Here is a 25,208-nt window from a genome sequence, read left to right as displayed (position 1 = left end):
CGGGCTTAGGCACTCACTGGTGGCGTCCTCGACGGCGCCCGTTCGATTTGCTACTGAACAGGGATGCAGGGTAGTAACCGGCCGTTGGGGCAGCCCGTTTACCGGCAGCGTCATTCAGAACGCTTCGGATATCGATATTGATCACGTGTTGTACCGCTGGCCTGGGTTTGGGATCGTGGAGCCTGAGAATGGCTTGGCCAGAAGCGCCGGTCCATCGCCAATGACTCGGTTAGTCTTTTGCCTGTCGAGGCGAGCCTGAGCAAGGGAGCCGAAGGTCCCGACGAATGGCAGCCCCCATTGGGCGAGTGCGGCTATGTAGCTCGCTTCGTTCGGGTGGTAAAGTCATACTATCTGCAGCCTACTGCCCCGGAGTTGGCCTGCTTGTGATTGCGGAGAGTGTGCCATGAAGACCAAACGCCCAACCGAAAAAGAACTCCTGGACGGCCTAGATGCCCACACCGCCCATGCTGACGAGCTGGCCGAGCCGCTCCCTCAGGAGCTTACACCTCTGGAACGCCTAAAGGGGACAGTCAAAGGCTACGAGCGACCAACCGATCCGGTTTGGGACGAGTGGTTCGACTCTGAAGGCGTCAGTGACGACTTTGTGGAAGATCGAGAGCAGCCCAAGGATGGACGAACATAATGGCCCTCGATGACGAAAAAACTAGAGGGCATGTGGCTCTCAAAGGCTTTTTTGGTATCTGTCGCGAATGGGACTGCACCCAGAAAGAGATGATGCAGTTGCTCGGCGGTGTGTCCCGGAGCACGCTGGCCAAGTATGAGACGTTGCCACACGTCACGCTCTCGCAGGATACCCTGGAGCGCATCAGCTACATCCTGGGCATCTACAAATCCTTGAGAGTCATGTACCCAACGGCCGAGCGCGCCAATCACCGGATTCGCCTGGTAACCAGTGAAGTTCCTTTCGCTGGAACGTCTGCCCTGGACTTTATGGCGCTAGGCTCCATGAAGCACCTCATGGAAACTCGACGCTACTTTGATGCAAAGCGGGCGGGTTAACCAGCCCCCGTCGACCAAGATTTTGGGCGGTCAGTTTGGTCACCTTTTTTGTTTGAGTGGTAGGAAATACGGAGCCAGCTCGAGAGGCTTTCCATGCTAAGGATCACCCGGATCCCTCAATCTCCACGCCACTGTCTTCGAGGTAAATGGCGTTGGTCAGTGCCTGACGGGCTAGTTCCGGCGTTTCCTGGAAAGCCCAGTCGTGATTGCCGGCAATCACAATCTTATACCGATGCGGCAGCGTTCCGAGCCAGTCATTGAGCTCTTCGATGTTCTCCAGCGTGCCCTGGCCCAGGCAGTCACCAGCATGGATCAATACATCGCCATCTGGAATATCCGGTATGCGATGGTGCAGGCTGTGGGTGTCGGAAATACAGACCAGTTTCATACTGGCACCTCCGGTGGCGTCAGCAACTCGGGTTCCAAAGACCAATCCATATACGGGAGGACTCGGGCCATATTTCGCGCATCGTCCACACCACGATGGTGATGGCCCTCAAATTCCAACCCGTGAAAAGCTAGCGCGTTGGCAAATCCATTCTTCCTCTTCTGGCCGGTGGTGCGTCGCCAGATACGTTTCAGGTTCAGATGAGGGCGGGCCAGGATAGCTGGCTGCGCACCGTCCAGCAGGCTTTGGGCTTCCAGATGTAATCTGTCGTAGTTGCCCCAGCTGCACCAGATGAAGTGGTCCGGTAGATCACCCAGCCAGGCATGCATGGCCTCAATCGCCTCGGGGAGTGTGGGTGCGGCATCCACCATCGACTGGGTGATCCCGGTCAGCTCCATGCAGAAGTCGCTCAGCACAGGATTCCGGGTTGGCCTGACCAAAAACGAGCGGGCATCCAGCAGGCTTCCTTTCCGAGTGGCGAGGGCACACCCGACTTCAATGATCTCCATGTTGTTGACACACTGAGCATCACCTGCGGGTGTCGTCTGGTCTTCCCAACAGGTCGCCTCAAGGTCGACAACCAGGATTGTGTCGTCACGCATTTTTCTCGCCCGGGCACTCGGCTTGGCATCTTAAAAGCGGATATTCCGCTCACCTAGAGTTTCACTTTTCTTGATTCGTAGATCTAGTTTACCGGAGTTGTTGGCGCTTGAGGGCGACTCCTCACAAACGATGATTTTTCTGATTTCTTGCTCGATTTTGCTGGACGGGAGAGCTGCCTTTGCGGTCACTTCGCCTTTGTTTTGCTCCAAAGTCGAGATTAAAAGCGGGCTTTTTCGTACGCATTTTCCAGTACGACGCCAATGCCTGTTCCAGTTCCTTCCCAGCTTGGTGAAATAAACGGTTTTTTCTTGGGTAAAACATAATCATAAAAATCAGTTACTTACATATAATATTTTATGATTCGGTGGTCATTTATGGTTACATGGTAGGCGTTAAGCCTACCTAACTTGCTGAAAAGGCTCGGTTTTTTGACGGCCTGCGTGCTTGCGCACTTTCTGGGGCAGTGATACTCCTAAAAAAGGATTTTTGAGGGGCAAAGGTCGAACGCCCCTGATGTCGATTGAATTCAGTTAGGAGCAGAACGTGACCGGAACTAAGCGAACCCTAAAATTTTTACGCGTTGCGCAACTAAGACTTGAACGGTTAGATACCGAGGTTGAGGACGTGATCCTCGGCTCCTACTCTGGACTACGTAGGCCAGAACTCCTCACTGAAGACGCGCTTCTAGCTGTGGCCAGTCACTATCCTGTTTCGGTTTGCAAGACCAGGAATGGCGATTACCGTGTCGTCGGAAACGCGCACGTAGCTGCACTCCTGAAAGTATTCGCTCCGGATAACAAGGTTCAGGTTCTCGTGTGGAAGCACCGAGAAGCTGAAAGTCAGCAGGTTTCGCGATTACTGGCAGCGTTGCTTTTCGGGCTGGGCTCGCAAAATGCTTTCCTTCGACTCTGGGCCAGTCTTTCGGATGAGGAGCGCCGTTGGATCTCACCTTCTCTCAACACTCGAGTGGGGCTGGAGGAGTTCGCCGGCATCAGCCGCAAGCTCAAAATCCAGGATGAGGAACCGGTTCTCGTTCCCGGACTGGCACGGCACTTACTTCGGCCGGACGAGAGCGAGGAGCCTGAAGTTGACCATCATGACGCGCTGAGTGAGGTTGATCACCCCGACTTGGAAGCGGGTGTTGCTGAGGCGGGGGCTAGAACCTCAAGTGCCGATATCAAGCCTGTATTTCTGGACCCCCGCACCCGCTCAATTTTTGAACACCTACTAGCCTCCGGCTCTGAACAGCCAGGCCTCCAGAGCTCGTCGCCAGCTGTCCCTGACTACCTGAGCGATGCCCTACGCCAGGTAGAACTGTTGGGACAGGATAACGATGGAACTGTGCAACCCGATGATGTAGCTGACGATGCCCCAGCATCGAAAATCCTCGACGCGGTCAAAGCTCATTTCACGGTTATGTGGCAACAGGCTGCTGAAGAAAGAGAGTCGGGGTTACGTCTACAGCTCTGCGCGACGCTCACCGCTTCTTGTATCGAGTGGCTGAATGATCTCCATAGCGACAGTCTCCTCAAACAGTTTTCCAATCCGAAGAATGCCTGGGCCGCTATTTCGGCGTTGTCACTCGACACCATCGGACAGTTAGCGCCGTTCTCACCCAACGCTGAAAGTCTGCTCCACAAAGTTCAGGACACATCTCAACAGTGTGACGACGGTAACCCTGACAGCAAAGCCGAGCGGCGGCACCTCAAGAACCTGGAGAAATATCTCACGGGTTATCTAACGGCGAAGGCTCAGATGCGTCTTCCCCTCAACGACGCGGAGGTCGCGTGATGGCATTGAAATTTGACCCCAATAACCCCGAGGCTCTCCTGATCGAACTTGTGCAGCCTCGATCAGACTGGCTCGGGATGGATAGCATCGTAAGTCTGCTACCACGCTTGGTGAAGGCATTTGAAGAAATTTCGCAGCCGATCGACGGTGCGGACGCATTTCTGGAATGGTTGGGTTGCGGTTCAGTAGAAACGAAGTATGAGGAACTTGCCCCCAACCGCCGGGGACCCCGGGGAATTGTCGGTGAATCTCCGCAGCATGCTGGGCTGTACAAACTCGCGAGGAAACCGGAGTGCTCTGAAATTAGACTGCAGGTTTCAGCGTATGTCATTAACACTGCCGCCGTTTGGCGAAAAGAATTAGTTCCTTCCGAAAAGGAGGGGTTTGACCGGCGGCTTGCTGATGCTTGGCGAGCGTTAAGGTTCCTATCGGACTCAGCTTTGGTGAAAGTGCCAAAGCCTCTAAACGATATAGAAAAATTTGAGCGACACTTTGCCCGAGTCAATGAGCACCTGGATCAACGGCAATTTGAAGGGCAGGACACACGTTACCTCAAAGAACTTCATGGATTTTTCAAATCTTATCTTGGTGAAGGGAAATTCGTTACTTACCAATCCGACAAACAAAAGTCACAACGCCGGGAAATACAGAAAACCGGTAAATGGACCCCTTTGGACAACGATGTTGATTCTGAGGTGGAAGGTGTTCAGGGGCGTACGGTCCACATTACGCTGCCGAAGCAGTCGGAGCGTGTGCATACGCAGTACCGGCGCGCTGGCAATGCGCCAGAGGAATTGATGAATGAGAGCGTTCTGATCTCACAGCGCGGAGCCGCCCTGAATACCGAGCGTGGTGAAACCCCCTCCATCGGACTCAGAAAACAGCAACCGAAGCGCGCAGCATACCGGCGTGCAAACAGTTTTCTACCAGGTCGTTGGGAAAGCCTCAACGACTATGAGCGAGGGCTGGTTTTGAAAGCCCTGTTTGAGAACAAGATGGGCTCTGAAAATACGCGCCTACATGTCCTGTTGATCCTCCTCACCGGGCGCTCTCTGGAATCTATATCGGAAACTGTGGTCGTCCAGAACCGCTCTCAAGTACCGGATAATGTGACAACAAATAAACCGGGATGTATCTACCTCGTCAGAGACGATCAAGCTTGGGCAGGCTTTGTTGCGGAGCCTCCGGAGCGTCGAAAATTAGCGAAAAAATGGGCGCCTCATATGGAGGTCACAAATAAGCTGTTTATCGGTCCGATTCCGGATGTTTTTTGGCAAATACTCAGGCCGCGGGTAGAACCGGTTGCAAGGCGGGCTCGAAAGAAGGACCGGATTCTTTTCGCGAATAATCTTTCGACTGAGTCTGTGGCTGAGGAGATTGCGATTGAGATCAAAAAAATCAATAAGAGCACTGGTTCGAGGATTACCCTGAAACGAATTCAGACCTGCGTGTTTGAGGGGTTGATTCATCAAACCACGGATACGGTGGATGCGAGCCTGGTGACCGGGCGCACGCTACCCACCGGGCAATCGGCAAACCTCTACTACCACACCCGGGCGGTTGAGACGTTGGCGGCGGATTATGTCGATGTCGTGAATACCTGGCTGGTGAACCTGGGGCTCTCGTCGCCGTCGATGGCTCCTGCCAACCTCGATTTCGGTTTGCCGAGAGTGGGTTCTCCATTTTGCGTGCGTCTGGAGGTCATGCGAGACGTCGTAAGCCGATTGCGAGCGCAGATTGCCGAATACCGTAAAACGGCCTACTCCAGGGCCAACATCCGAAGATTTCATAATCTGTTTACAGCGTACGCCATCCTGCAGGTTATGTGGTCGACCGGTTTTCGGGCCGTTCGCGATCCGATCGCCCATCCATACGAGTTCAACGAGCGCCGGGGATTCGTAATTATTGCTGACAAAGTGGATGACAATCTCGGCCACTCTCGCCTGGTTTACCTGCCGGAGGTCGTTATCGATCAGCTTCGCCGCTATGAGACGCACCGGCAGCACATGAAGCTGCGCCTGAATGAGGTAGGAGTCGAAGCTCCCATTGAAACCTTCTTCGTTTTTCTTGATGCGAAACTCCAGTCAGAGTTCGCGACCCCAAAACGATTGGCGGATGAAATTCAATGGACGTTTCCGTGGCCCCTGAACGTCAGCCGGCACACCCTGAGAGGCTTCCTGCGTGACCAGGGGGTTCCAGGTTATCTGGTCGACGTCTTCATGGGGCACTGGGGCGTGGGGACTGAGCCTCTCGCCAAGTTCTCATCGCTCGATCTTTTCGAGATGAAGAATCGGATTGTGCCGGCAACAGCGGCGTTGTTGGATGAGTTGGGGTTCGGGGTGGAGGCAGGTCTCGATGCGTGATGATAAAGCAGTGTTTGAGCCATTAAATAAACCGATTGATGCTTTGAAGAAGAGGCTGTCAGCGGCAAACCAAGGACCCTCAGTGGGCTCCGAGTACCGGACCAATAATCGAAACGCCGAGAAACTCGGCCACCTGGAGGCGGTCCGGGATTATCTGCGAGAGCACCACCCGGAGCTGGCAAGCGGCCAGCGAGGATTGACGATGACAGCCGAAGAGGTTGCCCTGCTGATCGACAATACCTGTCAAACCGTTGAAGGTCGGGCGGTCAAGGACCGGCAGTACTACCTCGTGAAACTGTTGGAGGACGGGGTGAAAACCCGGAATTGGCAGCTGCCCGTCCCGATGCCTGTGCAAAGCGTCCAGATGTTTTCCTCGTTCACCACCCCTGACATGGGAGCCCGATTGGCCGACTACGACCGTATAAATGATGCGTTCCTGGCCAGCCTGGAGATTGCTGCCCCTGAGCTGCCAGCCGAAGAGGCCATGGAGAGGGATGCTGGTGAGTTACTGTACAGCCTGGTTTTTCATAGCGGCGTTACCGCGCGCCGATGGTTCAACCGGCTGAGTGAGGCGATCCGGCAGGGTGCCGGTAGCGCCGGTGATTACACATGGCTGGAATTGGAATCGACCTCGCTTGGCGGGCGTACCCGTCCCTCAACCGACACCTGCCGTCGGGTCATTCTGGCGCCTATCACCGAGCTGCTGCTTCGACGCTGGTACCTGCGCTGGGGCAGCAATTGGCCAGAGGTAAATGAGGTAAAAGGTAAGGCGTCTCCGGATGAGGAACTGCTGAAACGCTTTGTCGGTGGGCTCATTGAGGCAAGCCGGATTACCTTGAACCGGCCGTTGCATGTTTTTGCGGTTGCCGAGGCAAACCTAGTCATGGTCGCGCCAGGTTTCCTGGTTCACTACGCCCGAACACCTGACCTGGGCGCTTCTTTGCCATTGTCTAACTGGATGCGATTGTTGACCGGTGGGACGGTGGTCCAACCTGCACTGCAAGCATCTCAGGCCGAACGTGAGAACGAGATGGTCGGCTCTCCGGCTCTCATCATTCCTGAATTCCCGTTGACCGACCAAAAACCATTTTTCAAACGTCTGATGAAGCGGGTGCGGTTCCTGGCATCTGAAGCGTTGACCGCCCAGGGGGTCAGAGACCCTATAGGGACGGACAGGCAACGGAGGGATGTATTGGCAACGAAAGCGGAGGTGTTCAAAACGCTCGACAAAATTGCAGAAGAGAAGGGGTGCTCCATTCTGGTGCAGTTGATGTGTCACTACGTTCGAGCGCTTCTGAGAACCGACGAGAGTGTGTCACCGGCCTTGCAGCAAAAGATTCGCAATCTTCAACACCTGGAACTGTTGTTGCCCTATGCAACTGACATTCCGAACCCTGAAAGCCTGGATTCGGATGAGTGGCAATCGATCTATGAGACGGTGGTGAGCGGCTTTCCCGGTAACGGTGGAGTTCTCAGGCAGACATTGTCCGAGTGGCATGAGTTCCTTCACCGATATTACGGAATGCCTCGTATCCCAATGGAGGAGGGCTCAGGCTATGGCGTGGACGCGGCAATACTGACGCCTCTGGAGTATCACCGGGCAAAGGGCTTTTTGATGGCTCGTGCCGACGATGAGCTGGCGGGGATACAGCTGGCGCTTCTGATTATGGGGTTCCGTTGTGGGCTCCGGCGAACCGAGTGTTGGGCCCGGCAATACGGTGACTTCCATGGCCTCGGGGATCCTACCGTTAACAATCCCGAGCTGCTGGTCCGTCCCACCAAAATTGCCGGCGTAAAGTCGGACGCGGCAATCCGCCGACTTCCTTTACGCTTGCTTTTAACCGGAGATGAACTGGAGTGGTTGACCGGGTTTGTGAATGGGCGCAAGTTGCGGCGTGCCAACGATGAGGCGCGTGACGCCTTGTTCGAAGATCCAGTCAGCGGAACCTTTCGAATCCAGGAAAAATGGGCGTTTGATGGGCTGACGGCCCTGCTCAGGTCCGTGTCGGGTGATGAAAATATACGTTTTCACCATCTGAGACACAGTTTTGCATCGCTGACCTTGCTGCGATTGCTGGAGCGCAAACCTTTTGACCTCTTGCAGGAAACTTGGGTTCGGTCGAATGACGTAGAACTCATGCCAGCCGTGCACGGCTCAGGCAACACGGTGAATGCTGGAGTCGCTAACGCCTGGCGGCCGCTTTCTCAGCTGGCTCAGTGGATGGGCCATTCGAGTGAAAGGGTGACCCTAAAAAGCTACACCCACCTGCTGGATCTCGCACTTCGCCAGTACTTGCTTAGCGATGATCGGTCTTACACGATTGCACAGCAGCAAACGCTTCTAGACAAAACTTCAGGTGCACTTGAACGATTCCGGCACCGTGCACAGCTAAAGGACCGAGTGACACCCGGAATAACATTGGCAGCTGTGGCTCGAATACCTGCGAAAGGCCTGATGGCGCTTCCGAAAATCAGCGATAAAAAGAAGGAATTGCCACCCGTTGTTAACCGGGTGGCCGAAGACATCAATCCGCTGCTGCCGTATCGGGTTTCGTGCCAGGTTTTCATTCGGACGCAGGCGCAGATCCATGAGCCCCTGCCTGTGGCATTGGAGAAAACGGCGGCCCAGTTGGATCTGGATTTGCCGATCGTGCAGCAGTGGTATGAGCGCTCGGCGTTGCTGATGAACAGCTCTACTGGCATGACCGGAACACCCTCACCGACTCGAAAGCTTGGCATTCGGTTGAGTTTTTCGTTGAGACCGAAATCAGAGCTAGCTAACACAGAATTGTATAAGGCCTTTACGCTGATCTTTCGGGCACCGGAATTGCCGACCTACATCAGCCCTCCCCAATCGAAATCCGCGTTTCAGGAGTGTATGCAGTTCTTCAAATGGTTGTCTGACTGGATGGCTGAAGATCCGGAGTCTGGGCGACGAGCGCTTATCGCAGCAGCCGAGAGCGTGCAGCGGAGTAAGGCTCCGCTCCGGCCCCTGGGAAGGTCAAGGCAGATTGCCTTTATGGCTCTGATGAAGAAGTTTCGCCTCGGAGCAAGGGCTACTATTACGCTGACGGTCAAAGAAGAGAACAGAAAAGCAGCTTTAAAGTTCTGGGGACAGAGCTTGGGTGTTGCGCAAAATGCCATCATTATCCGGCCGGCCGAGGACATAAGAATCCCTATGCATGGCAATGTCAGCTTTGATTGGAAAGCCCCGCACAAGCTTGGCAAATACCTTTGGCCCACCATTCGGTTTGTGGTGTTCACCGGGTGTGTGCTGTACGACGCAGTGCCTGAGAGTTTCCGAGACGGGAGCTTTGATGCTGACACGCTGGATGATGAAAGTGAGAAGGGCGCCGTCCCTGGCTAAGATGTTCACGCTATTGAGTGTTGGAGGAAAGATCTAACGACTCCACGATCAGGCGGCCTCCCGAAGGAAATCTCAGCAGCTTCAGGCTGGCGGTCACTCGGTTGCCTAATACCGGTACGCCAGTCTGAACTGCCTGAGCCTGCGCGAGATAAGCCATCACCTGTCGTCCGCGGCAGTGCAGGGTTAGTTGATAAATGGTTTTCTGAGTGCGAGCTGACTGGAACGGATGCACTCCGAGAACCGTAAACTGATCCCTCCAAAAGGCTAGATGAAGGCCCGCAGTGTCAATCGCCGGATTGGCCATTAGTATGTCCTCCATTCATGCTCCAGTTCCTGAAGCCGGTTGATCAGCATTGGAAGAGAGTCACGGCCCGCTTCCAGATTCTGCTTAACGAGTTCGCAGTACACCCAGGTTTCCATCGCCTCCTGGTTGGTGCGTTCTCCTCCCAGACCAAGGATGGCCACCAGATGACAGCCCTCCTGCAGGATGCCCATGGCCACACACAGGCTGCTAGCCAGATTACGAACGGTGCGCCGTTCGGCAGGTATCAGACGGTTCAACGGCATGGCCGCCAATAACATCAGCTCAGACCTCATCGCTTGCTGCCTCCTCTTCCGGTGTTACCTTGGCCTCGAACTCATTGATCAACAGCCGCTCAAACGCAGAACCATCCCGACGGGTCAGGTTCGGCACATACCGGCTATAAACCCGGAACAGCATTTCGGTCGTAGTGTGCCCCATCTGCCGGGCAATCCATTCCGGGTTCTCGCCAGCGGCCAGCCACAACGTGGCGGCAGTATGGCGGGTCTGGTACGGCCGGCGCTTTCGTAGGCCCAGATGGCTGAGCAGGGGGTACCACACCCGCTTGGTGACGTTGTTGTGCTCAAGCGGATTGCCTGCGCCATTACAGAACACAAAAGTGTTGTTGCCGGTGGCCTTGCGCTGATCCTTCAGAGCGTCGTAGACCAGTTGAGGCATTTCAATGTGCCGGTAGCTGCCGTCGGTTTTGGTCTGCTCGATCTCGCCATTCACCAGTGCCTGGCGAACCAGAATCTGCCGGCGTTGAAAGTCGACGCAATCCCACTGCAGCCCGTCGATCTCACCGGTCCGAAGACCGGTAAAGAAGCGAACGGTGTAGTAGTTCCTGAAGTCCGCCCGAACCGTGGCGAGAATCAGCCGAACTTCCTCCAGCGAAAACGGCTCCACATCGGACCGCGGCACCTTCAGTGATTTGATCCCCTGAAAGGGTGAGGTAAACTCAAATCGGTTGGCTGCCTCTCCCAGAATCATGCGCAAAGGCGTCATGATGCGGTTGATACGGCTGGCGGAAAGTGGCTTTTTGCTCCGGGTCTGAACTTTGGCGAGGGACGCCCGGAACGAAAGAATTTCCTGCCTGGTGATGTGGCCAACCTCCTTCTCCCCAAACTCCGGGATCAGGTAATTCTTCAGAGTGCCTTCGATGGTGGTGATGTGCGACTTTCGCCACTGCACCCGCATCTCATCCATCCAGGTTTCACAAAACTCACTGAACAACGGCGTGTCGTGAGCTTCGCGAGAACGCCGGAGCTCTGCTTGCCTCGTGAACTCCTGGGCTTTGGGGCTGTTTGGGAAATATTTGTGGTACTCGAAAGTGCCCAGTGTGATTTCCGCTTCGATTCGTTTGAGAATCGCCTGGAGTTTTTTCCGATTTGCGGGCGTGTTATCAAGAGCGGTTTGCTCTCGGCAGCGTTTGTCCCGGTAGCGGAAGTCAAAGAACAATTTGCCAGTCTCTGGCCGCTCTACAATCTTACCCACGGCACACACCTCCCCGTGCCATCGGCACGGCAAACACAGTGCTGCTGGCCTGGTCAAACATGTCTTGCTCGACTTTCTCCCAGATATAGAGAATCTTTCGGCCGCCAAAGGGGCGGAAATAATGGATGCCCTCAAGCAGCACGGAATCCTTCAGCCGTTCACGGATGGTCCGAACATCGTATTTGATGCGTTGAGCGAGCTCTTCGGTGGTCAGATACTCTTGTGACATAACAATTCACCTCTGCTATGGTTTGGTGCTGGAGAACATGGCGCGCTGTTAGCGCTTCAAAATGTCCTCCTGAAGATCATTATGCACCCATAAAGACCTTTTTCAAGTCTTTTTGATCTCCTGCGGGTTAATTTGTTCTTTGGTGGGCCAAATGATTAAGTGCCATCTGTCCAAACTGATGGGTGAGAAAAAGCTCAAGATTGTTGATGTGGCGAGGGAAACAGGGGTGAACCGGGGGACGATTACCCGGCTTTATCACGAGACTGCGAGCCGGGTAGAGCTCGAGACAATTGACGCCCTTTGTCGCTATCTGGATTGCGATGTGGGCGATTTGTTCGAGTTTAAGGAAGATCGGTAAACAAGTTCTGGTTTGGGGCAGTCCAGGTAATGGCAACCCCATATTTTCAGCCGGTTATTAGACCTGTTCTTGTGGCCGTAAGTGACAGCGCCCCAAAGCCCCTTGGTGACCTCGCGTCAAAGCTGGGAAAAAACTTTCCCACTCGCCACCAATTAGCCGTTTTTCATACAGGTCGAACGGAACACACCATAGGTGAAGATCTTCGCTAAAACTCAACTCAGGCAGAGGTTCCTGAAATGCCGCATGCTTGGGATAAACCAGCAGCATATGGCCATATCCGTTCTGGTATTTGTGCCCATAAGCGAAGAGTTGGTAGAGGTCAGCTTGTTTAATGCCGTACTTCTCAGCCGGTGTGTTCTGAGTCGAGTCCAAAAGCTTCCATTTGGCGTCCATCACGTTCTTGCGACTGAGATAAGTTACCAGCAGGTCAGGTTTCATTTGGAACCAGGATTTCTCAGGGCCCCCATCCGGAGAGTGTTTTATCAACCATTGGCTTGCCGCTTGAGATGTCAGTGACGAACCAGAGCGCATCCGCTTTTTGATGTGGTGTGCGACATAGTTTTCAAAAAGCTGTTCCATCGGGAACAGCATCGCAATGCCGCTGTGCAGGCCGTGTTGAAAGTTGGGGTTTAGCCGTTCGAGAACCAAAACACACCAGGGCTTTATGGCTTTGTAGGGCTGCATCAACTTGGTGTTCTGCCATTGACCGATTTGTGGCAGGGGCTTTCTGAAAGGCTCGATAACGGACAGTTGGTGAGACAGTGTGTTTGCTACCCGCCAGTTCCGAGCGTTCTTCGTGAGCTTAAGCACGTAATCCAGTGCGGTTCTCAGCAGACGGTTTTCGGTCCTATTTGGGGTGAATACGTCATGGCGGATATTGAACCAAGTGGCTCGTGCTGGGGATTGTCGGCTTTGTCTGCCTACATCCAACTGACCGCGAATAAACCTACTTTCCTCTTCGACGGTTTCGTAATCGAATCGGAGACCTCGCTTCACGAGGTGGGTCAGCTGATTGAGAAACTGTGCGATGATCCATTCGTGAATGGGTAGCTCAGAGCGCTTGAGGTCCGCTGAGTCTCCTTCGCGGCCATCTAGTGACGCAGAGCATCTAAGCATGTCCTGCAAAAGAGTTCGCAGCGACTCGGGCTCTTCCGGCGATGCAAATTCAGTTTTTGGCAGAATTTCGATGCCTTCACCGGAAGGGCTTTGGAGATAACCGATGTAGCTTCCCAGCTTTAGGTATTTCTTGCCGTTCCGAATCATGAGCTTTGAATCCTGCTCCCACTGATTGTGCAGGTCGATAAGCCACTCAAATGTTGCACCTGACACTTGCCCGACATCCATAGTCGGGTTGGCCTCAGGATCAGCGGTGAGGACGGCATACTCGCGAACCTGAATCACCGATGCATTCCAACGATCTGTTGATACGCTTCTGCTTCATCGAAAGCGGTTTCGTTGATCTTGAACCTGTTGTCGGTCAACTGTTCTGCAATTTCCCCTGGGAAAAGATCGGTTAAGTTGCGCGTGAAGGCATTAGCACCAGTCGTTCCTGGAGTAATGAATTTATGCTCGGGAGCTTTGGCAGGATCGTTCAGGACCCAACCGATACGCTCGTAATCTTCGAAAAAGTATTCCTGAAGCAGAGGAATGACTTTGTCGCGGAATATGTGCCGGAGAGCCACCTGTCGTTCTGACTCCGATTCCATGCCTGCTAGTTCTATGAAATAGGCATGCCCAATCTGATGGTCAGAGTCCAGCAGGACTTCGATACGCTGGTTAATCATATCCAAAAGCGTATCAAGCGGAATGTCGTAAACGGTGGTGTCGGACAAGCTGCTTGGATCAGGAAGCATTTCAACGAAGCTAAAGCGCCTACGAAGTGCCAGGTCCAGTTGGGCCAGGGATTTGTCAGCTGTGTTCATTGTACCAATGACAAAAACATTGGATGGCACTGAGAACTGCTCTTTGGAATAAGGCAATGTCACCGACTGCGCGTCAGAAGCTCCAGCTCGCTTGCTCGGTTCTAGGAGGGTAATGAGTTCCCCAAAGATCCGCGCGATATTGCCTCGGTTGATCTCATCGATGATCAGAACATGAGGAGGCGCGTCCTCTTCTGGAGATTCCGTTGAGACCATTTCCTGAAGGCGACTGAGGCTCAACTTGGAGGGCTTCAATTTGTACAGAGTCTTTTGGGTGAACTGGCTGCTATACAACTCACTCACAGGCCGTGAATTTTCGTAGACTTGAAGCCATTTGACGTCACGGGCTTGGTGAAACCAATCAGGCTTATCTTCAAGTTTTCTGTGTTGGCCAGTGACCTCTGCAATTGCACGGAATCGAGAATTGCCGTCAGAAATAACAAGCAAATCGCCCTCTTTTACTTGGTTTCTGAAGGTATTAACGGCTCGAAATGCATATTCCTGCGTCTCAGAAGGGTAACGCTCGAGGTATCGCTTTTTGACAGATTCGTAGTCATCGCACCCCGAGAAGTCAGCGTCTCCGCCCCATCCCAAGAGTACATAATCGTTCTCAAGGCACTCGGTGAAAACCTCACCGGCTTCAGCCGTTTGAGAATTGCCCAAGGACATTTTCCAGATCGCTCTATCAGACAGGTTCGATGATGAGATAGTTTGGTGAGCGATTACCCGTTTGTCGGCATTCTTGCATAGCGTTTTGAAAACTCCATCTCGCACGGGATAGTGAAGCTCATCCGTTTCTGGCTGGCTTTCAGCCCTTATTCCCTCAATGAAGTCCTCGTAAGCAAAACTCTGGTGGAACGTCGTAAACTGAATTCTTTCTGATCGAACCAGTTCGTCAAACCTTGCTTTAATAGCTGCTCTGTTTTCATAGGACGCAGATCGATCAGCGTTTTCTTGGTACCAAACTGGATCGGCGATTCGGACGGCTAGATCAGTAGTACGGTAGGTCTTCCCGGTCCCCGGAGGCCCATAGAGAATCTGGTTGAGTGGCTCAGTTGGCATGATGTTCTCTTCTTTCTGAGGAAGGTTTTCTTCCGAAATGGGTTCAGACATATCGTTGTCCTCCTCGTCATACCACTCTAATAGCGTGTCCAGCTCGTCCATAGATGACACCGGTACCAAGTAGGCTGTACTTCCCAGTGCAAGGGATGGGGCATGCTGTTTTAAGTGATGGTTACGGGTGTCTCGCGGGCCGTACTCCCTCACTTTTTCGAGTTGGATTTCTTCAGGAGGTTTGTCCCCAATAAAAACCTTCACTGACTTTGGTTTAGGATCAAGGGCAATAGGCTTCCCATTCGTACACTTGAATCCTGCAATATGCATCGTTCCCGAGTACGTTCCGGGATAGACCTTTTTAAGGTGCTCAACTGCGGTTTTAGAGTCGAATGGCGTGCTTTGATTCTCGTACCAAGCTTGGTACGAAATTTCCCAGAAAGGCTTATCGGTCAGATTGCGGACGCGTTGGAGACATTCTCTGTAGTCTTGCCAGTTGGGTTTGGGAATCTCCAGGCCGTTCGAGGTAAGCCAATGGCGAGTTTGTCCGTCCACCGGTAAATAGATGTCGGGGTAGGCGTAAAATAGACACTGGGTAAGCTTCGCGAAACCTGTTCCTTTAATCGAGAGCACAGATTGAAACTGCTCTCTGTCGAACTCGAAGGTGGCCGCATCCCGAAAAAATTTCCAGAGCTTGCTGATAGTTCCCGGAGCCCGAGACTTGGCATACGGGAAAAGCCAGACCTTCAGTGGCTGAGCACTGGGCACGCCGGAAAAATCGGAGGGAGGTGGTGCATCTAGGCCTATTAGCTCTATTAGTTCCTTGAACAGCTTCTTGCGTGTCTCTTCCCCATATTTCATGAAAATGGCAAAAAAGCTGAATGGATCAATTTCTTGTAAAGGCACCTTTTCACCGGTCTCAGTTTCGTCGGTGAGTCCCTTTTCTATTCCCAATTTTTGTAGGATCGCGATGAGTTCTGGTTGCCGATCCTCATAATCTTTGATCCATTGCGTGAGTGCTTTAAACGCTGGTACCCATGTGTACTGATCCACCTGCCGATCCTTTTTGTTGGTAGTCAGTTCGCCTTTCAGGCTGCGCTCCGATCCAAGTCGCAAGCCAATAGACGAAGTAAACTTCTAGCAAAACGTGTGAGCCCCTCAAAAGGGAAAAGAAGTTTTCATTTCATAGTCTTACCATCCTAACTGGTCTATTGGCAGAATGTCGTCTAAATTGGCGTATCTAGAATACTGAAAAAATGAAAAGGCGCTCAAGTTTTCCCCAAACATGATGCTCGGCAGTTTATAAACTTTGAGTACCTGCACACACGGAGGTTGCAGCCAATGAGACACCTAGATGGGCATTTTCAACTCACCGCTACTGATCTTGTTGCTCACAGCGCATGCAACCATTTGGTCACCCTTGAAAAGCAGGTGGCTCAAGGAGAACGTGAAAAGCCGGATCATTACGACCCTCTGCTGGAAATTCTTCGGGAGCGCGGGCAACGCCACGAGCAGGGCTACCTCGAGCACTTAAAATCTGAGGGACTGGATGTCACTGTCATCGAAGGGGTCGAAGTAAACGAAGAAAGCATCAATCAGACCATAGAGGCAATGAAAGCCGGTGCGCCGATCATTGCCCAGGCTGCGCTCAGAAATGGAAGCTGGAGCGGACGAGCCGACTTTCTGAAACGAGTAGAAAAGCCCAGTGCGCTGGGGGGCTGGTCGTACGAGATCATTGACACAAAATTGGCGCGAGAGACGAAGGGTGGAACCGTTCTTCAGCTCTGTCTTTATGCCGATCTTCTGGCGAGCGTGCAAGAGGTCGATCCCGAGTTCATTTTTGTAGTTGCGCCATGGAGCGACTACGAGCCCCAAAAATACCGGTTCGCCGATTATGCAGCTTATTTCCGGCAGGTTCGGAAAGCAGCCGAAACCGACATCAATACTGATGATCCTATCGAGACCTATCCCGATCCCAAGTCCCACTGCGACATCTGTCGTTGGCAAAGCCAATGCGACCAGCGGCGACGGGACGACGATCATCTCTGCCTCGTTGCCAATATCACCAAAGCACAGATCGTTGAGCTAAACGCCCACGGCGTTGCCACTATGAAAGACTTGGCAGAGCTTCCAATACCAATTCCGTTCGAGCCAAAACGAGGCACTAAACCCTCCCTCGAGAAAGCCCGAGCACAAGCTTTGATTCAGGTTGTCGCCCGAGAAAGTGGTGAACTCAGACGAGAGTTTCTCGATCCGGTTCCCGGTGCTGGGTTTGGGACACTACCAAAGCCCTCAGAAGGCGACGTATTCTTTGATATCGAGAGTGACCAGTTCGTCGGGGAGCATGGCCTTGAGTACTTGTTTGGGTATGTCTTTAAGAACAAGAGCGGAGAGGTCGAATACAAGGCTGAATGGGCCTTTGGGCCAGACGAAGAGAAAGCTGCCTTTGAGGGTTTCATCGATTTTCTAACAGAGCGTCGTCAGCAATACCCGGACATGCATGTCTACCATTTTGCTCCATACGAACCATCGGCTCTGAAACGTCTCATGGGGCGATATGCCTCGCGTGAAAACGAAATGGACAATTTGCTTCGAGGGCTGGTGTTTGTCGACCTTCTGAGTGTTGTTCGAAATGGGATCCGTGCCAGTGTGGAAAGCTACTCTCTCAAAAAGCTGGAACCGTTCTTCAAGTTTGAACGCAAGGTTTCGCTTCACGATGCCAACGTTGCGCTCACACAACTCTCATCGCATATCGAGTTAGATGATTTTGGTTCTGTAACAGATCAGACAAAATCGATTGTAGAGGCTTACAACGCAGATGACTGCTTCTCCACCGCTGCTCTGAGAGATTGGCTTGAAAGCTTGCGGGCTGAACTAATCAGCGAAGGACATTCGATTAATAGGCCAGAACCAGGACCTGAGCCCAGTGAAGAAGCTGACGAGCAGGCGCAGCGTATTCAGGCACTGGTTGACCGTCTGATTGATGGGGTTCCGGTAGCCGAAGAAGAGCGCACTCCCGAACAGCACGGACGCTGGATTCTGGCCCATTTATTAGAATGGCATCGAAGAGAAGATAAATCGGTTTGGTGGGAATATTTCCGGCTGTGTGAATTGCAGCCGGATGAACTTCTGCGGGAACGGGCTGCAATCGCGGGATTGGAGTTCGTAGGTACCGTTGAGACCTCAAACCAGGGTATTCCTACCGACCGGTACAAGTTTATTCCCCAAGACACTGAGGTGCGGGCAGGAGATGAGCTGAAGGCCGTAGGGGGCGACGATCTCGGTAAGGTTGAAGCGGTGTCGATGGAAGATGGAACGCTGGATATCAAAAAGAAGGGAGCGACCGCAGAAATACATCCTGAAGCGGTATTTTCTCACACTCTCATAAGGACTAATGAACAGAAGGCCGCGCTTTTTCGTTTAGGAGAGTACGTAGCAGAACATGGCATTGAGGGTGATGGCCCATATAAAGCTGGCCGATCAATTTTGCTTCGCTCAAAGGTCGGTGAAGATGGAGTCTCTCTTCAGCATGAGGGCGAGCTAACGTTGGATGCTGCGCTCCGAATCGCTCCCACTCTGAGTGGTGATGTTTTGCCGATTCAGGGGCCCCCAGGAACAGGTAAGTCCTTCACGGGGGCTCACGTTATCTGTGATCTGGTTGAAAAGGGGATGACCGTCGGGATAACCGCGAATAGCCACAAGGTCATCCGAAATCTGATCGATAAAGCTCTCGATGTTGCGGTTGAGAGAGGCATTGATCTCAAATGCATTCAAAAGCCCAGCGGGGGCAGTAAGGAGCCTGATCAAACCAACCTGGTCTTTGCGAAAAGCAACCAAGCACTTTTCAAAGCGTTGGAGAAAGGCACTGCTCAAGTTGCAGGCGCAACGAGCTTCCTTTGGGCCCGAGCAGAAGCAGAAGAAACACTTGATGTACTCATTGTCGACGAAGCAGCTCAGATGGCTCTAGCCAACGTGGTAGCGGTTTCTGCGTGTGCAAGGAGCCTGATCCTGCTGGGTGATCCTCAACAGCTTGAACAGCCGACCCAAGGCTCACACCCTGATGGAACGGATTGTTCTGCTTTGGACCACCTATTAGAAGGGCACCAGACCATTTCTGACGATCAAGGTCTGTTTCTGGGGGTCACTTACCGCCTTCATCCAGAAATTTGCCGCTTTAATTCGGAACTGTTCTACGAGGGTAAACTGTCCGCCATTCCCAAGGCGGCAAAGCATGAGATCAAATCTGAAGGCTCTCTTTCTGGCACCGGCTTACGATTCGTGCCAGTTGAACACAGCGGCAACACGAGTAGTTCAACTGAAGAGGCGGATGAGGTCTTCCGAATCGTCAACGAGATTCTGAACAGTAATACGACTTGGATTGATGGTGAAGGGTGCGAGCAAGAAGTGACTCTGGCAGATATCCTGATTATCGCGCCTTACAACGCTCAGGTGTTTGAGATTCATCAGAGGTTGCCCGATGCAAGGGTGGGCACAGTCGATAAATTTCAGGGTCAGGAGGCACCCATCACGATCTTTTCTATGGCGACCTCCAGCCATGCAGATGCGCCAAGAGGGATGGAGTTTCTCTATAGCCCGAACCGACTGAATGTGGCGATTTCTAGGGCCAAGTGCTTGGCGGTGTTGGTTGCCTCACCAGCTGTTTTTGAGGCTGATTGTAAAACACCCGGCCAAATGAAACTGGCAAATGCTTTTTGCAGGTTTCTTGAGTTGGCTGAAAATGTCCAGCCCACTCGCTAGCGCCTCGCCCTGGGTTATACGCCCAAAAAATTTATGACGTATAACAGACACTGGTCTAGCCGTCATTCATGGTCTCAATAACGGCTTTTCCCATAACTCTTTCCCAGTGATTGACGTGAGGCGCATGGTCAACCATGGGTCGCAAAAGGACCTTTGAAATTTCGTCTGATGAAATGCCTAGATCAGCCAACTTATCAAGTTGTTCCCGAAGAGAAATGAGTCGACTACCAGCTTCCTTTGCGTATCGGACCCCGAGTTCAAAGTCTTTAAAATGGGTTTTGGCGCGCTCCTGGTCTACCTCGGACCAGTGAAGAGGGGGATCGGCGTAAAAGTTGACAGATCCGGTCGGTTCATCAGATGGGTCATATGTTCCGAAAATCCATTGTTCTTGGAAAAAATGCTCAGCATCCAAGAATGGATGGATTATCTGTTTTCCGGCGGAAGCTGAAAACCCTTGCCCTTTTCCATCCATATTGCAATCACGGCAGGCCGGGACCAGGTTTTTTGGGAAAAGCGAGAATTGCGGAAACTTAGACTTAGGCAAATAATGATCTAGGTTCCTTGGCCGACCTATCCCGCCACAATAGGGGCAGCTTCCATTTGCCGATGCTAACAGTTTTTCATATATCACTCTGCCGGGCTTCTCTTTACCTCTAAGGTGGACTTCGTAAAGATTTAAAAATTCAGATTTCTTGAGATCTGAGACAATAATGGGATCCGGGCCATGCTCTTTCACGAAAGGCTCTAGGGTGTAAAGCTCACCGATTGGCGCTTTTTCAGAATAGAGGTCCAACTGGGCATCAATATCGGCTTTTCCAGCAGAAAGTCGGGCTTTAAATTTTGGTTTCTTATCCAGGCCCTCAAGACAGGTACTGAATACTTGATCGAATTGGTAAACAGGGGGCGGCAGTTTAATCATTTGACCCGTTCTCTTCGTTTTTCGAAGTTAAAGCTTTCAAAATTGCTCGCCCCTCAAGACCGAGTTGACCATTGAAGTCTTTGAGGACTTTGTCATATGAATTTAGACTTTTTACCTTGTCCACCAACAGATCATGAAAACCAGATTTAACCGTTTCTAACCCGAAAATCTCCCGCGTAAGTACTCCCACATTTTCACCGAAGCTCTCCCTGTTTGGACGTTTTGGTTTTAGTGAAGAGCCAATTCGATCTAGAATCCAGACACAAGACTTGGGTATTTCCTGCAACACGACCGGTGAATGAGTCGCAATGATCGCAACACCATTCCTGTCGTGTAGAAGGTCTGAGAGGGCACGTGTAAACGCTGCAAGCAGTGGCGGGTGTAGATGACTTTCGGGTTCATCTAAGAGAACCAGCGTTTTTTCATCGACCTTTTCAACCAATTTAGAGATGGTTAATAGAACAATTGAATGTCCTGAACTCATCTCGGATAGAATAGGCTTAATCTTCTTATAATACTTCTTTTGGAATCGATTGGAATCTGGCTGTTGCTTGTCATGAGTCTCACTTTTTTCTGCCCGGTATAAGCTCTCGAGCTGTTTTAAATCCATCGCTTCAAAGTTGTCATCAGAACAAAGCTTGTCGATAGCCTTCAACCACCGATTTTTTTTGCCCTCCTTGCTAAAACAATTTATAAGGCTGCTTACACAGTTCTTTTGAAGCTCTTCGAGGGTATAATGCAGACCTTTCTGATTGCGATTTTTTAGCCCTAAATAGTAGTAACAGGTTCCCTTTGCGGGATTGGGTTGCTCTTCTGGCGGACTGAAAGGATCGAATGCGCTAAAAGATACTGAAACCAACGCATCGAAATAATCGCGGCTTATAGGAGAGTCAACTAGCCAGCTTTTGTCGACGAACTGACAATCCGACATTGCTGAGTCCGTTACGGCCTGAATCATTCCATTCAGGATGGTAGTTTTTCCACATCCATTTCTACCAATGATCGCATGAATATTCGTGCTTGGGCTTGAGTTCGCCTCCACCTGAAAATTCAGTGAAACTTCCGATAATTTTTCAGTTTTCTCCCGTTTAAAAGAAAATTCGAAATTAGTAAGGGCGGGCTTGCCATAAAGCACCCTAAAATACTGGCCTTTGATTATTGATAAGCTGGTGTCGCGTAGCAGAGAGGTTCTGAATACGTCTTCGTCTATAGCTTTTTTAAATACTGATTCTCGATCAACTAGGTCGTTTAATGATTCCAGAACCTTAGATTTTGTATCTGATGATAGTTTCGAAAGGTTAGAATAATATTCGACGTCTTCACCTAGAGAAAAGTACCTCTCAGGTAGCTTTTCAAACTCTTTTTCAAGAGTTGTGTGAGTTGCTGTAGATACGGATTGCCCAACGAATCCTATTTTGATGTTTCCAATTTTGTGGAAATTGCCGCCTTCATCGAAGATAGATAGTTGGAACATCGTTTGGTAATGAAAGTCGTTCCAACGATCAATTTTCAGGTATCCGACAAGCTTTCCTGAGCTTGGAATACTTACGTCTCTAGGAATAACTCGAAATTTGAACATCAATAATGCCCCTTGATGTACTCATAGGCTTTGTTGAATAGCTCTTTATCCTTGCCAAGCCCAAACTGAACTAACGTCAACATCAAAGCTTTCTGTATCTCTCTCGGTCCACTTGCGGAATTCTGCCAACCATCGAATCGTGTCGCTTTTACGATCTTGTCGATCTGCTCCACCACATCCTGAATGACCTTTGGCGTTCGATCGGGCCTGGTTTCCATGAAAAGCTTGGTGAGCGCCTGAACATTGTCTTCTTCAGTCACTGGACGCTCTCCAGTCTGCCTCTCAAGCTCAACGGTTTCTTTCGCAGTATCCAGAAGCCCCTTGAGCCAGTCGATTGCTTTTATCACCCCCGCTTCGTACTGCTGTCTGAGTTTCTCCAATCGTTCACCGAGCGCGACGAATTCTGGGTTTCCACTACCGCGAAGCCGCCCCATCAAATCAATCTCGAGCCTGCGTGCACGCTTTTCCTGTTCCTTCTCAGTGAGCGTGAAAATAGCGTGCTCATCCATCACCAATTCATCGATATCGTTCCGGATGCGTTTGATATCAGTGTTCTCGTGGATCATTTTGATGGTTTCAGGCCCGAGAGCAGCCCAGACAAGCGCTCCTGTTTGCCCTATAGGTCGAACGCTCTCATAGATTTGCGCAAGCCATTTGTAATCGTTTCGGTAGGGCGCGAGGAAAGGGTCTGGATTAATGGCAGACCAGAGTTTGCTGAGCACGCCGAACGCTGCGGCAAATTCGTCTCGTTTCTCATTGGTCGGCAGGCATTCCTGAGCCGCGATGATGCCCTCAAAGCCTTCAAGGGATCGATCCACTCCAGGGAAGAACGCCAGGCACTTTTTTAACTGTTCTGGAAGCATTTCCTTGAAGCGTTCGATGCCTTCGACAACGCCCTCGATTTCGTCGGGGTTGTAAGCGAGGGCGGTTCGAAGGTTCTCGAACACGCCAAGGTAGTCGATGATCAGCCCCATCTCCTTTCGCATACCGTTCGCCTCATAGAGGCGGTTAGTTCGGCACATGGCCTGGAGGAGGGTGTGGTCTCGAAGCGGCTTGTCCAGGTACATGCAGTAGCAAATGGGAGCATCAAAGCCGGTGAGCAGTTTTGCCGTAACAATAAGAAGCTGGAGAGGATTCTCTGGATCTTTGTAGGACTCGATCAGGTCTTTTTGTAGCTGGTCATCCCCATCAATCTCCTGCCAACGCTGGAAGTCCTTTTCCGTTATCGGCAGTTCAAGTTCCTTGCTCCATTTACGCCAGTCTTTGTTTTCCTTTCCGTCTTTGCCGCCACCTTTCGCTTTAATTGGAGCTTGATCGACATTCATGACCACTTCGACGGTATCGAAACCAAGCTTCTGGCCGAGTAGGTAATACATCTGAACACAGGCATCTCGGTCGTAAACAACCACCATGCCTTTCAGCCTTTTCGGTTTTACATGGCTGGTGAAGTGTTCAACGATATCGTCGCTGATAGCTTCCATACGCTTGGGGGCTTTCAACATGACTGCCAGTTTGCCCGCCCGAGTAGACAGCGCAGTCTTTTCTTCATTGTCCAAGCCGTGTTCTTCGGCAAGCCTTTCAAACTCATGGTCAATAGAGGCTCTGTCTACACGAAGTTCAGCCAAGCGCGGCTCGAATTTCACCGCTACGGTGGCCCCATCGCGGATGGACTGCTTGTAGCTGTAGCGATTCATGTATCTGCCAGGGTCTTCGTCCGCACCAAACAGCTTGAAGGTGTTCCGCTCGATGCTTGAAATGGGCGTACCTGTCAGGCCGTAGAAGTGTGCATTCGGTAGGGCCCAGCGCATCTTGTCACCGAGGGAGCCCTCTTGGGTACGGTGCGCTTCGTCCACCAGCACAATGATGTTGTCCCGGTTATTCAGGCCTTTGTGATTACTTTCATCAATTTCGATATCTTGGAATTTGAAGATGGTAGTTATCAAAATGCCCCGGCTGTCCTGTTCAATGTGCTCGCCCAGTTTCTTGCAGCTTTGCACTTTGACGAGGTTCTTAACGTCTGCACCGCCAAAGGTTTCGTTAATCTGACTATCAAGGTCTCGTCGATCCACCACGACGAGAACGGTGGGGTTTTTGAGGTTGTTGTCGGCTCGCAGCATGCGAGCGGCGTAAAGCATCAGTAGGGACTTACCAGAACCCTGGAAGTGCCAGATCAGTCCCTTTTTGGGGTAACCGGTTTTAACCCGGTCGACGATTTGCTTGGCAGCTTCGAATTGAGGGTAACGAGGAAGCAGCTTGATGCGTTTGGGTGGCGTTTTCTTGCCAGTCTTGATGGTTGAGAAGAGAGCGAAGGATTCAAGAATTTGCAGAAGCGTTCGAGCGTTCAATAATCCTTCAACACTGGCAAGTACTGACGCCATGCCGGTGAGCTGCTCTTCTTCCTGTTCAGTGGTATGCCAGGGGCCCCAATCTTTGGGGCCAGCGTTTATCGCACCATACGCAAAGGTTCGACCTTCGGAAGCGAAACACAGCAGGTTTGGGACGAAGAAGGGCTCCGCATTTTTCCAATAATGCTTAGTGCCGCCGATGAAGTCAGCAGCGCCGTCCTGCCAAGTTACACTAGGGCGTGTTGCGGTTTTTACTTCACCCACAACCAACGGGATTCCGTTGACATAGAGGACGATATCGAAAAATACCTCCGTGGCGGCGACATAGTGCACCTGTTGCGCCACGATAAAGTGGTTGTTTTCGATGTTGTCGAAATCGATCAGGTTGATGGTGATGTGGTCGCCATTTTCGCCAAAGGGCAGGGTCTTCTCGGCCATCAACCATTCCTGGAAGTTTTCATTGGCCTTTACTAAACCGGTGTGGCGGGCTTCCAGCACCACGCCGCGTAGCTTGTAAATCACTTCATCGGCGTAATCGGGCTGCCGAGCAATATCGGGGTTCAACGAACAAAGTGCGTCTTTGAGCCACTCATCGACGAAGATATCCTGCGCTCGTTTCGGCAGGTTCTCACCGTGATGGTACTTCCAATGCTCTCCGCTAAGTCCCTTTAAGCGGTCAATAATTCCATTTTCTGTGACGGTTTGTTCGTTGAACATGAAC

Annotated in this window: 17 protein-coding genes; 7 read left to right on the top strand and 10 right to left on the bottom strand. The window is 51.8% G+C overall.

Features of this window, described 5'->3' with window-relative positions:
• Positions 1–403 precede the first annotated feature (403 nt).
• Together Y5S_RS09290 and Y5S_RS09285 are read left to right on the top strand one after the other, a co-directional pair.
• Entirely contained in the window at positions 404–643 is a 240-nt protein-coding gene (locus tag Y5S_RS09290; RefSeq protein WP_022990735.1) for an AbrB/MazE/SpoVT family DNA-binding domain-containing protein, read from the top strand.
• Entirely contained in the window at positions 643–1,020 is a 378-nt protein-coding gene (locus Y5S_RS09285) for an antitoxin Xre-like helix-turn-helix domain-containing protein (protein ID WP_022990734.1), read from the top strand. The genes Y5S_RS09290 and Y5S_RS09285 overlap by 1 nt, the downstream gene beginning before the upstream one ends.
• 103 nt (positions 1,021–1,123) lie before the next feature.
• Here Y5S_RS09285 and Y5S_RS09280 read toward each other — a convergent pair whose 3' ends face one another.
• Positions 1,124–1,408, bottom strand: coding sequence for a metallophosphoesterase (locus tag Y5S_RS09280; protein WP_197055121.1), 285 nt, complete (start codon positions 1,406–1,408; stop codon positions 1,124–1,126).
• Positions 1,405–2,010, bottom strand: coding sequence for a 3'-5' exonuclease (locus Y5S_RS09275; RefSeq protein ID WP_035232417.1), 606 nt, complete (start codon positions 2,008–2,010; stop codon positions 1,405–1,407). The genes Y5S_RS09280 and Y5S_RS09275 overlap by 4 nt, the downstream gene beginning before the upstream one ends.
• A 544-nt stretch (positions 2,011–2,554) precedes the next feature.
• On the opposite strand from Y5S_RS09275, the gene Y5S_RS09270 reads away from it, so the two are divergent.
• From Y5S_RS09270 to Y5S_RS09260, 3 genes are read left to right on the top strand one after another with little or no spacing between them, the layout of a single operon-like run.
• On the top strand, positions 2,555–3,802 hold the full coding sequence (locus Y5S_RS09270; RefSeq protein WP_035232415.1) for a hypothetical protein: 1,248 nt from the start codon (positions 2,555–2,557) through the stop codon (positions 3,800–3,802).
• Complete coding sequence (locus tag Y5S_RS09265; RefSeq protein WP_035232413.1) at positions 3,802–6,165, top strand: hypothetical protein; 2,364 nt, start codon at positions 3,802–3,804, stop codon at positions 6,163–6,165. The genes Y5S_RS09270 and Y5S_RS09265 overlap by 1 nt, the downstream gene beginning before the upstream one ends.
• Positions 6,158–9,532 (top strand): site-specific integrase, encoded by a 3,375-nt coding sequence (locus tag Y5S_RS09260; RefSeq protein ID WP_035232412.1) that lies wholly within the window; start codon positions 6,158–6,160, stop codon positions 9,530–9,532. The genes Y5S_RS09265 and Y5S_RS09260 overlap by 8 nt, the downstream gene beginning before the upstream one ends.
• A gap of 303 nt (positions 9,533–9,835) precedes the next feature.
• Here Y5S_RS09260 and Y5S_RS09250 read toward each other — a convergent pair whose 3' ends face one another.
• Genes Y5S_RS09250 through Y5S_RS20020 form a run of 3 tightly spaced genes read right to left on the bottom strand, consistent with a single transcriptional unit; the run spans position 9,836 to position 11,556 of the window.
• Entirely contained in the window at positions 9,836–10,129 is a 294-nt protein-coding gene (locus tag Y5S_RS09250; protein WP_035232409.1) for a hypothetical protein, read from the bottom strand.
• On the bottom strand, positions 10,119–11,327 hold the full coding sequence (locus tag Y5S_RS09245; protein ID WP_035232407.1) for an Arm DNA-binding domain-containing protein: 1,209 nt from the start codon (positions 11,325–11,327) through the stop codon (positions 10,119–10,121). Before Y5S_RS09245 ends, Y5S_RS09250 begins: the two co-directional genes overlap by 11 nt.
• Positions 11,320–11,556 (bottom strand): hypothetical protein, encoded by a 237-nt coding sequence (locus tag Y5S_RS20020; protein ID WP_035232406.1) that lies wholly within the window; start codon positions 11,554–11,556, stop codon positions 11,320–11,322. Before Y5S_RS20020 ends, Y5S_RS09245 begins: the two co-directional genes overlap by 8 nt.
• Positions 11,557–11,707: 151 nt before the next feature.
• On the opposite strand from Y5S_RS20020, the gene Y5S_RS09235 reads away from it, so the two are divergent.
• Entirely contained in the window at positions 11,708–11,914 is a 207-nt protein-coding gene (locus tag Y5S_RS09235) for a helix-turn-helix domain-containing protein (RefSeq protein WP_035232404.1), read from the top strand.
• Positions 11,915–11,971: 57 nt separating this feature from the next.
• On the opposite strand, the gene Y5S_RS09230 is transcribed toward Y5S_RS09235, so the two are convergent.
• The gene (locus Y5S_RS09230; protein WP_052041493.1) at positions 11,972–13,315 is read right to left on the bottom strand and encodes an McrC family protein; all 1,344 of its coding nucleotides are present in this window, start codon (positions 13,313–13,315) and stop codon (positions 11,972–11,974) included.
• A complete protein-coding gene (locus Y5S_RS19855) occupies positions 13,312–15,939 on the bottom strand; it encodes an AAA family ATPase (protein WP_035232402.1) in 2,628 nt (875 codons plus the stop codon). The genes Y5S_RS09230 and Y5S_RS19855 overlap by 4 nt, the downstream gene beginning before the upstream one ends.
• A 288-nt stretch (positions 15,940–16,227) precedes the next feature.
• Here Y5S_RS19855 and Y5S_RS09220 point away from each other — a divergent pair, with 288 nt between their 5' ends.
• Positions 16,228–19,644: a TM0106 family RecB-like putative nuclease gene (locus Y5S_RS09220; protein ID WP_035232399.1), complete on the top strand. Its 3,417-nt coding sequence runs from the start codon at positions 16,228–16,230 to the stop codon at positions 19,642–19,644.
• A gap of 55 nt (positions 19,645–19,699) precedes the next feature.
• Here the strand turns inward: Y5S_RS09220 and Y5S_RS09215 are convergent, their stop codons facing one another.
• From Y5S_RS09215 to Y5S_RS09205, 3 genes are read right to left on the bottom strand one after another with little or no spacing between them, the layout of a single operon-like run.
• Positions 19,700–20,563 carry an HNH endonuclease family protein gene (locus Y5S_RS09215; RefSeq protein WP_035232397.1) on the bottom strand — a complete coding sequence of 288 codons (864 nt, stop codon included), beginning with the start codon at positions 20,561–20,563 and terminating at the stop codon, positions 19,700–19,702.
• Positions 20,556–22,142, bottom strand: a complete 1,587-nt coding sequence (locus tag Y5S_RS09210) for an AAA family ATPase (RefSeq protein ID WP_035232395.1) — start codon at positions 22,140–22,142, stop codon at positions 20,556–20,558. Before Y5S_RS09210 ends, Y5S_RS09215 begins: the two co-directional genes overlap by 8 nt.
• Positions 22,142–25,204: a type I restriction endonuclease subunit R gene (locus Y5S_RS09205; RefSeq protein ID WP_035232584.1), complete on the bottom strand. Its 3,063-nt coding sequence runs from the start codon at positions 25,202–25,204 to the stop codon at positions 22,142–22,144. Before Y5S_RS09205 ends, Y5S_RS09210 begins: the two co-directional genes overlap by 1 nt.
• Positions 25,205–25,208: the final 4 nt, after the last annotated feature.

The sequence above is a fragment of the Alcanivorax nanhaiticus genome (assembly GCF_000756665.1).
GTDB classification, from domain to species: Bacteria; Pseudomonadota; Gammaproteobacteria; order Pseudomonadales; family Alcanivoracaceae; genus Alcanivorax; species Alcanivorax nanhaiticus.
This window is presented reverse-complemented; position numbering and strand designations above follow the sequence as displayed.

Bases quoted from the DNA above. Each gene is read 5' to 3' on its own strand.
- Y5S_RS09285 (WP_022990734.1), top strand. From the start codon at position 643: ATGGCCCTCGATGACGAAAAAACTAGAGGGCATGTGGCTCTCAAAGGC.
- Y5S_RS09280 (WP_197055121.1), bottom strand. From the start codon at position 1,408: ATGAAACTGGTCTGTATTTCCGACACCCACAGCCTGCACCATCGCATA.
- Y5S_RS09260 (WP_035232412.1), top strand. From the start codon at position 6,158: ATGCGTGATGATAAAGCAGTGTTTGAGCCATTAAATAAACCGATTGAT.
- Y5S_RS20020 (WP_035232406.1), bottom strand. From the start codon at position 11,556: ATGTCACAAGAGTATCTGACCACCGAAGAGCTCGCTCAACGCATCAAA.
- Y5S_RS09205 (WP_035232584.1), bottom strand. From the start codon at position 25,204: ATGTTCAACGAACAAACCGTCACAGAAAATGGAATTATTGACCGCTTA.
- Y5S_RS09250 (WP_035232409.1), bottom strand. From the start codon at position 10,129: ATGAGGTCTGAGCTGATGTTATTGGCGGCCATGCCGTTGAACCGTCTG.
- Y5S_RS09275 (WP_035232417.1), bottom strand. From the start codon at position 2,010: ATGCGTGACGACACAATCCTGGTTGTCGACCTTGAGGCGACCTGTTGG.
- Y5S_RS09215 (WP_035232397.1), bottom strand. From the start codon at position 20,563: ATGATTAAACTGCCGCCCCCTGTTTACCAATTCGATCAAGTATTCAGT.
- Y5S_RS09290 (WP_022990735.1), top strand. From the start codon at position 404: ATGAAGACCAAACGCCCAACCGAAAAAGAACTCCTGGACGGCCTAGAT.
- Y5S_RS09210 (WP_035232395.1), bottom strand. From the start codon at position 22,142: ATGTTCAAATTTCGAGTTATTCCTAGAGACGTAAGTATTCCAAGCTCA.
- Y5S_RS09220 (WP_035232399.1), top strand. From the start codon at position 16,228: ATGAGACACCTAGATGGGCATTTTCAACTCACCGCTACTGATCTTGTT.
- Y5S_RS09235 (WP_035232404.1), top strand. From the start codon at position 11,708: ATGATTAAGTGCCATCTGTCCAAACTGATGGGTGAGAAAAAGCTCAAG.
- Y5S_RS09265 (WP_035232413.1), top strand. From the start codon at position 3,802: ATGGCATTGAAATTTGACCCCAATAACCCCGAGGCTCTCCTGATCGAA.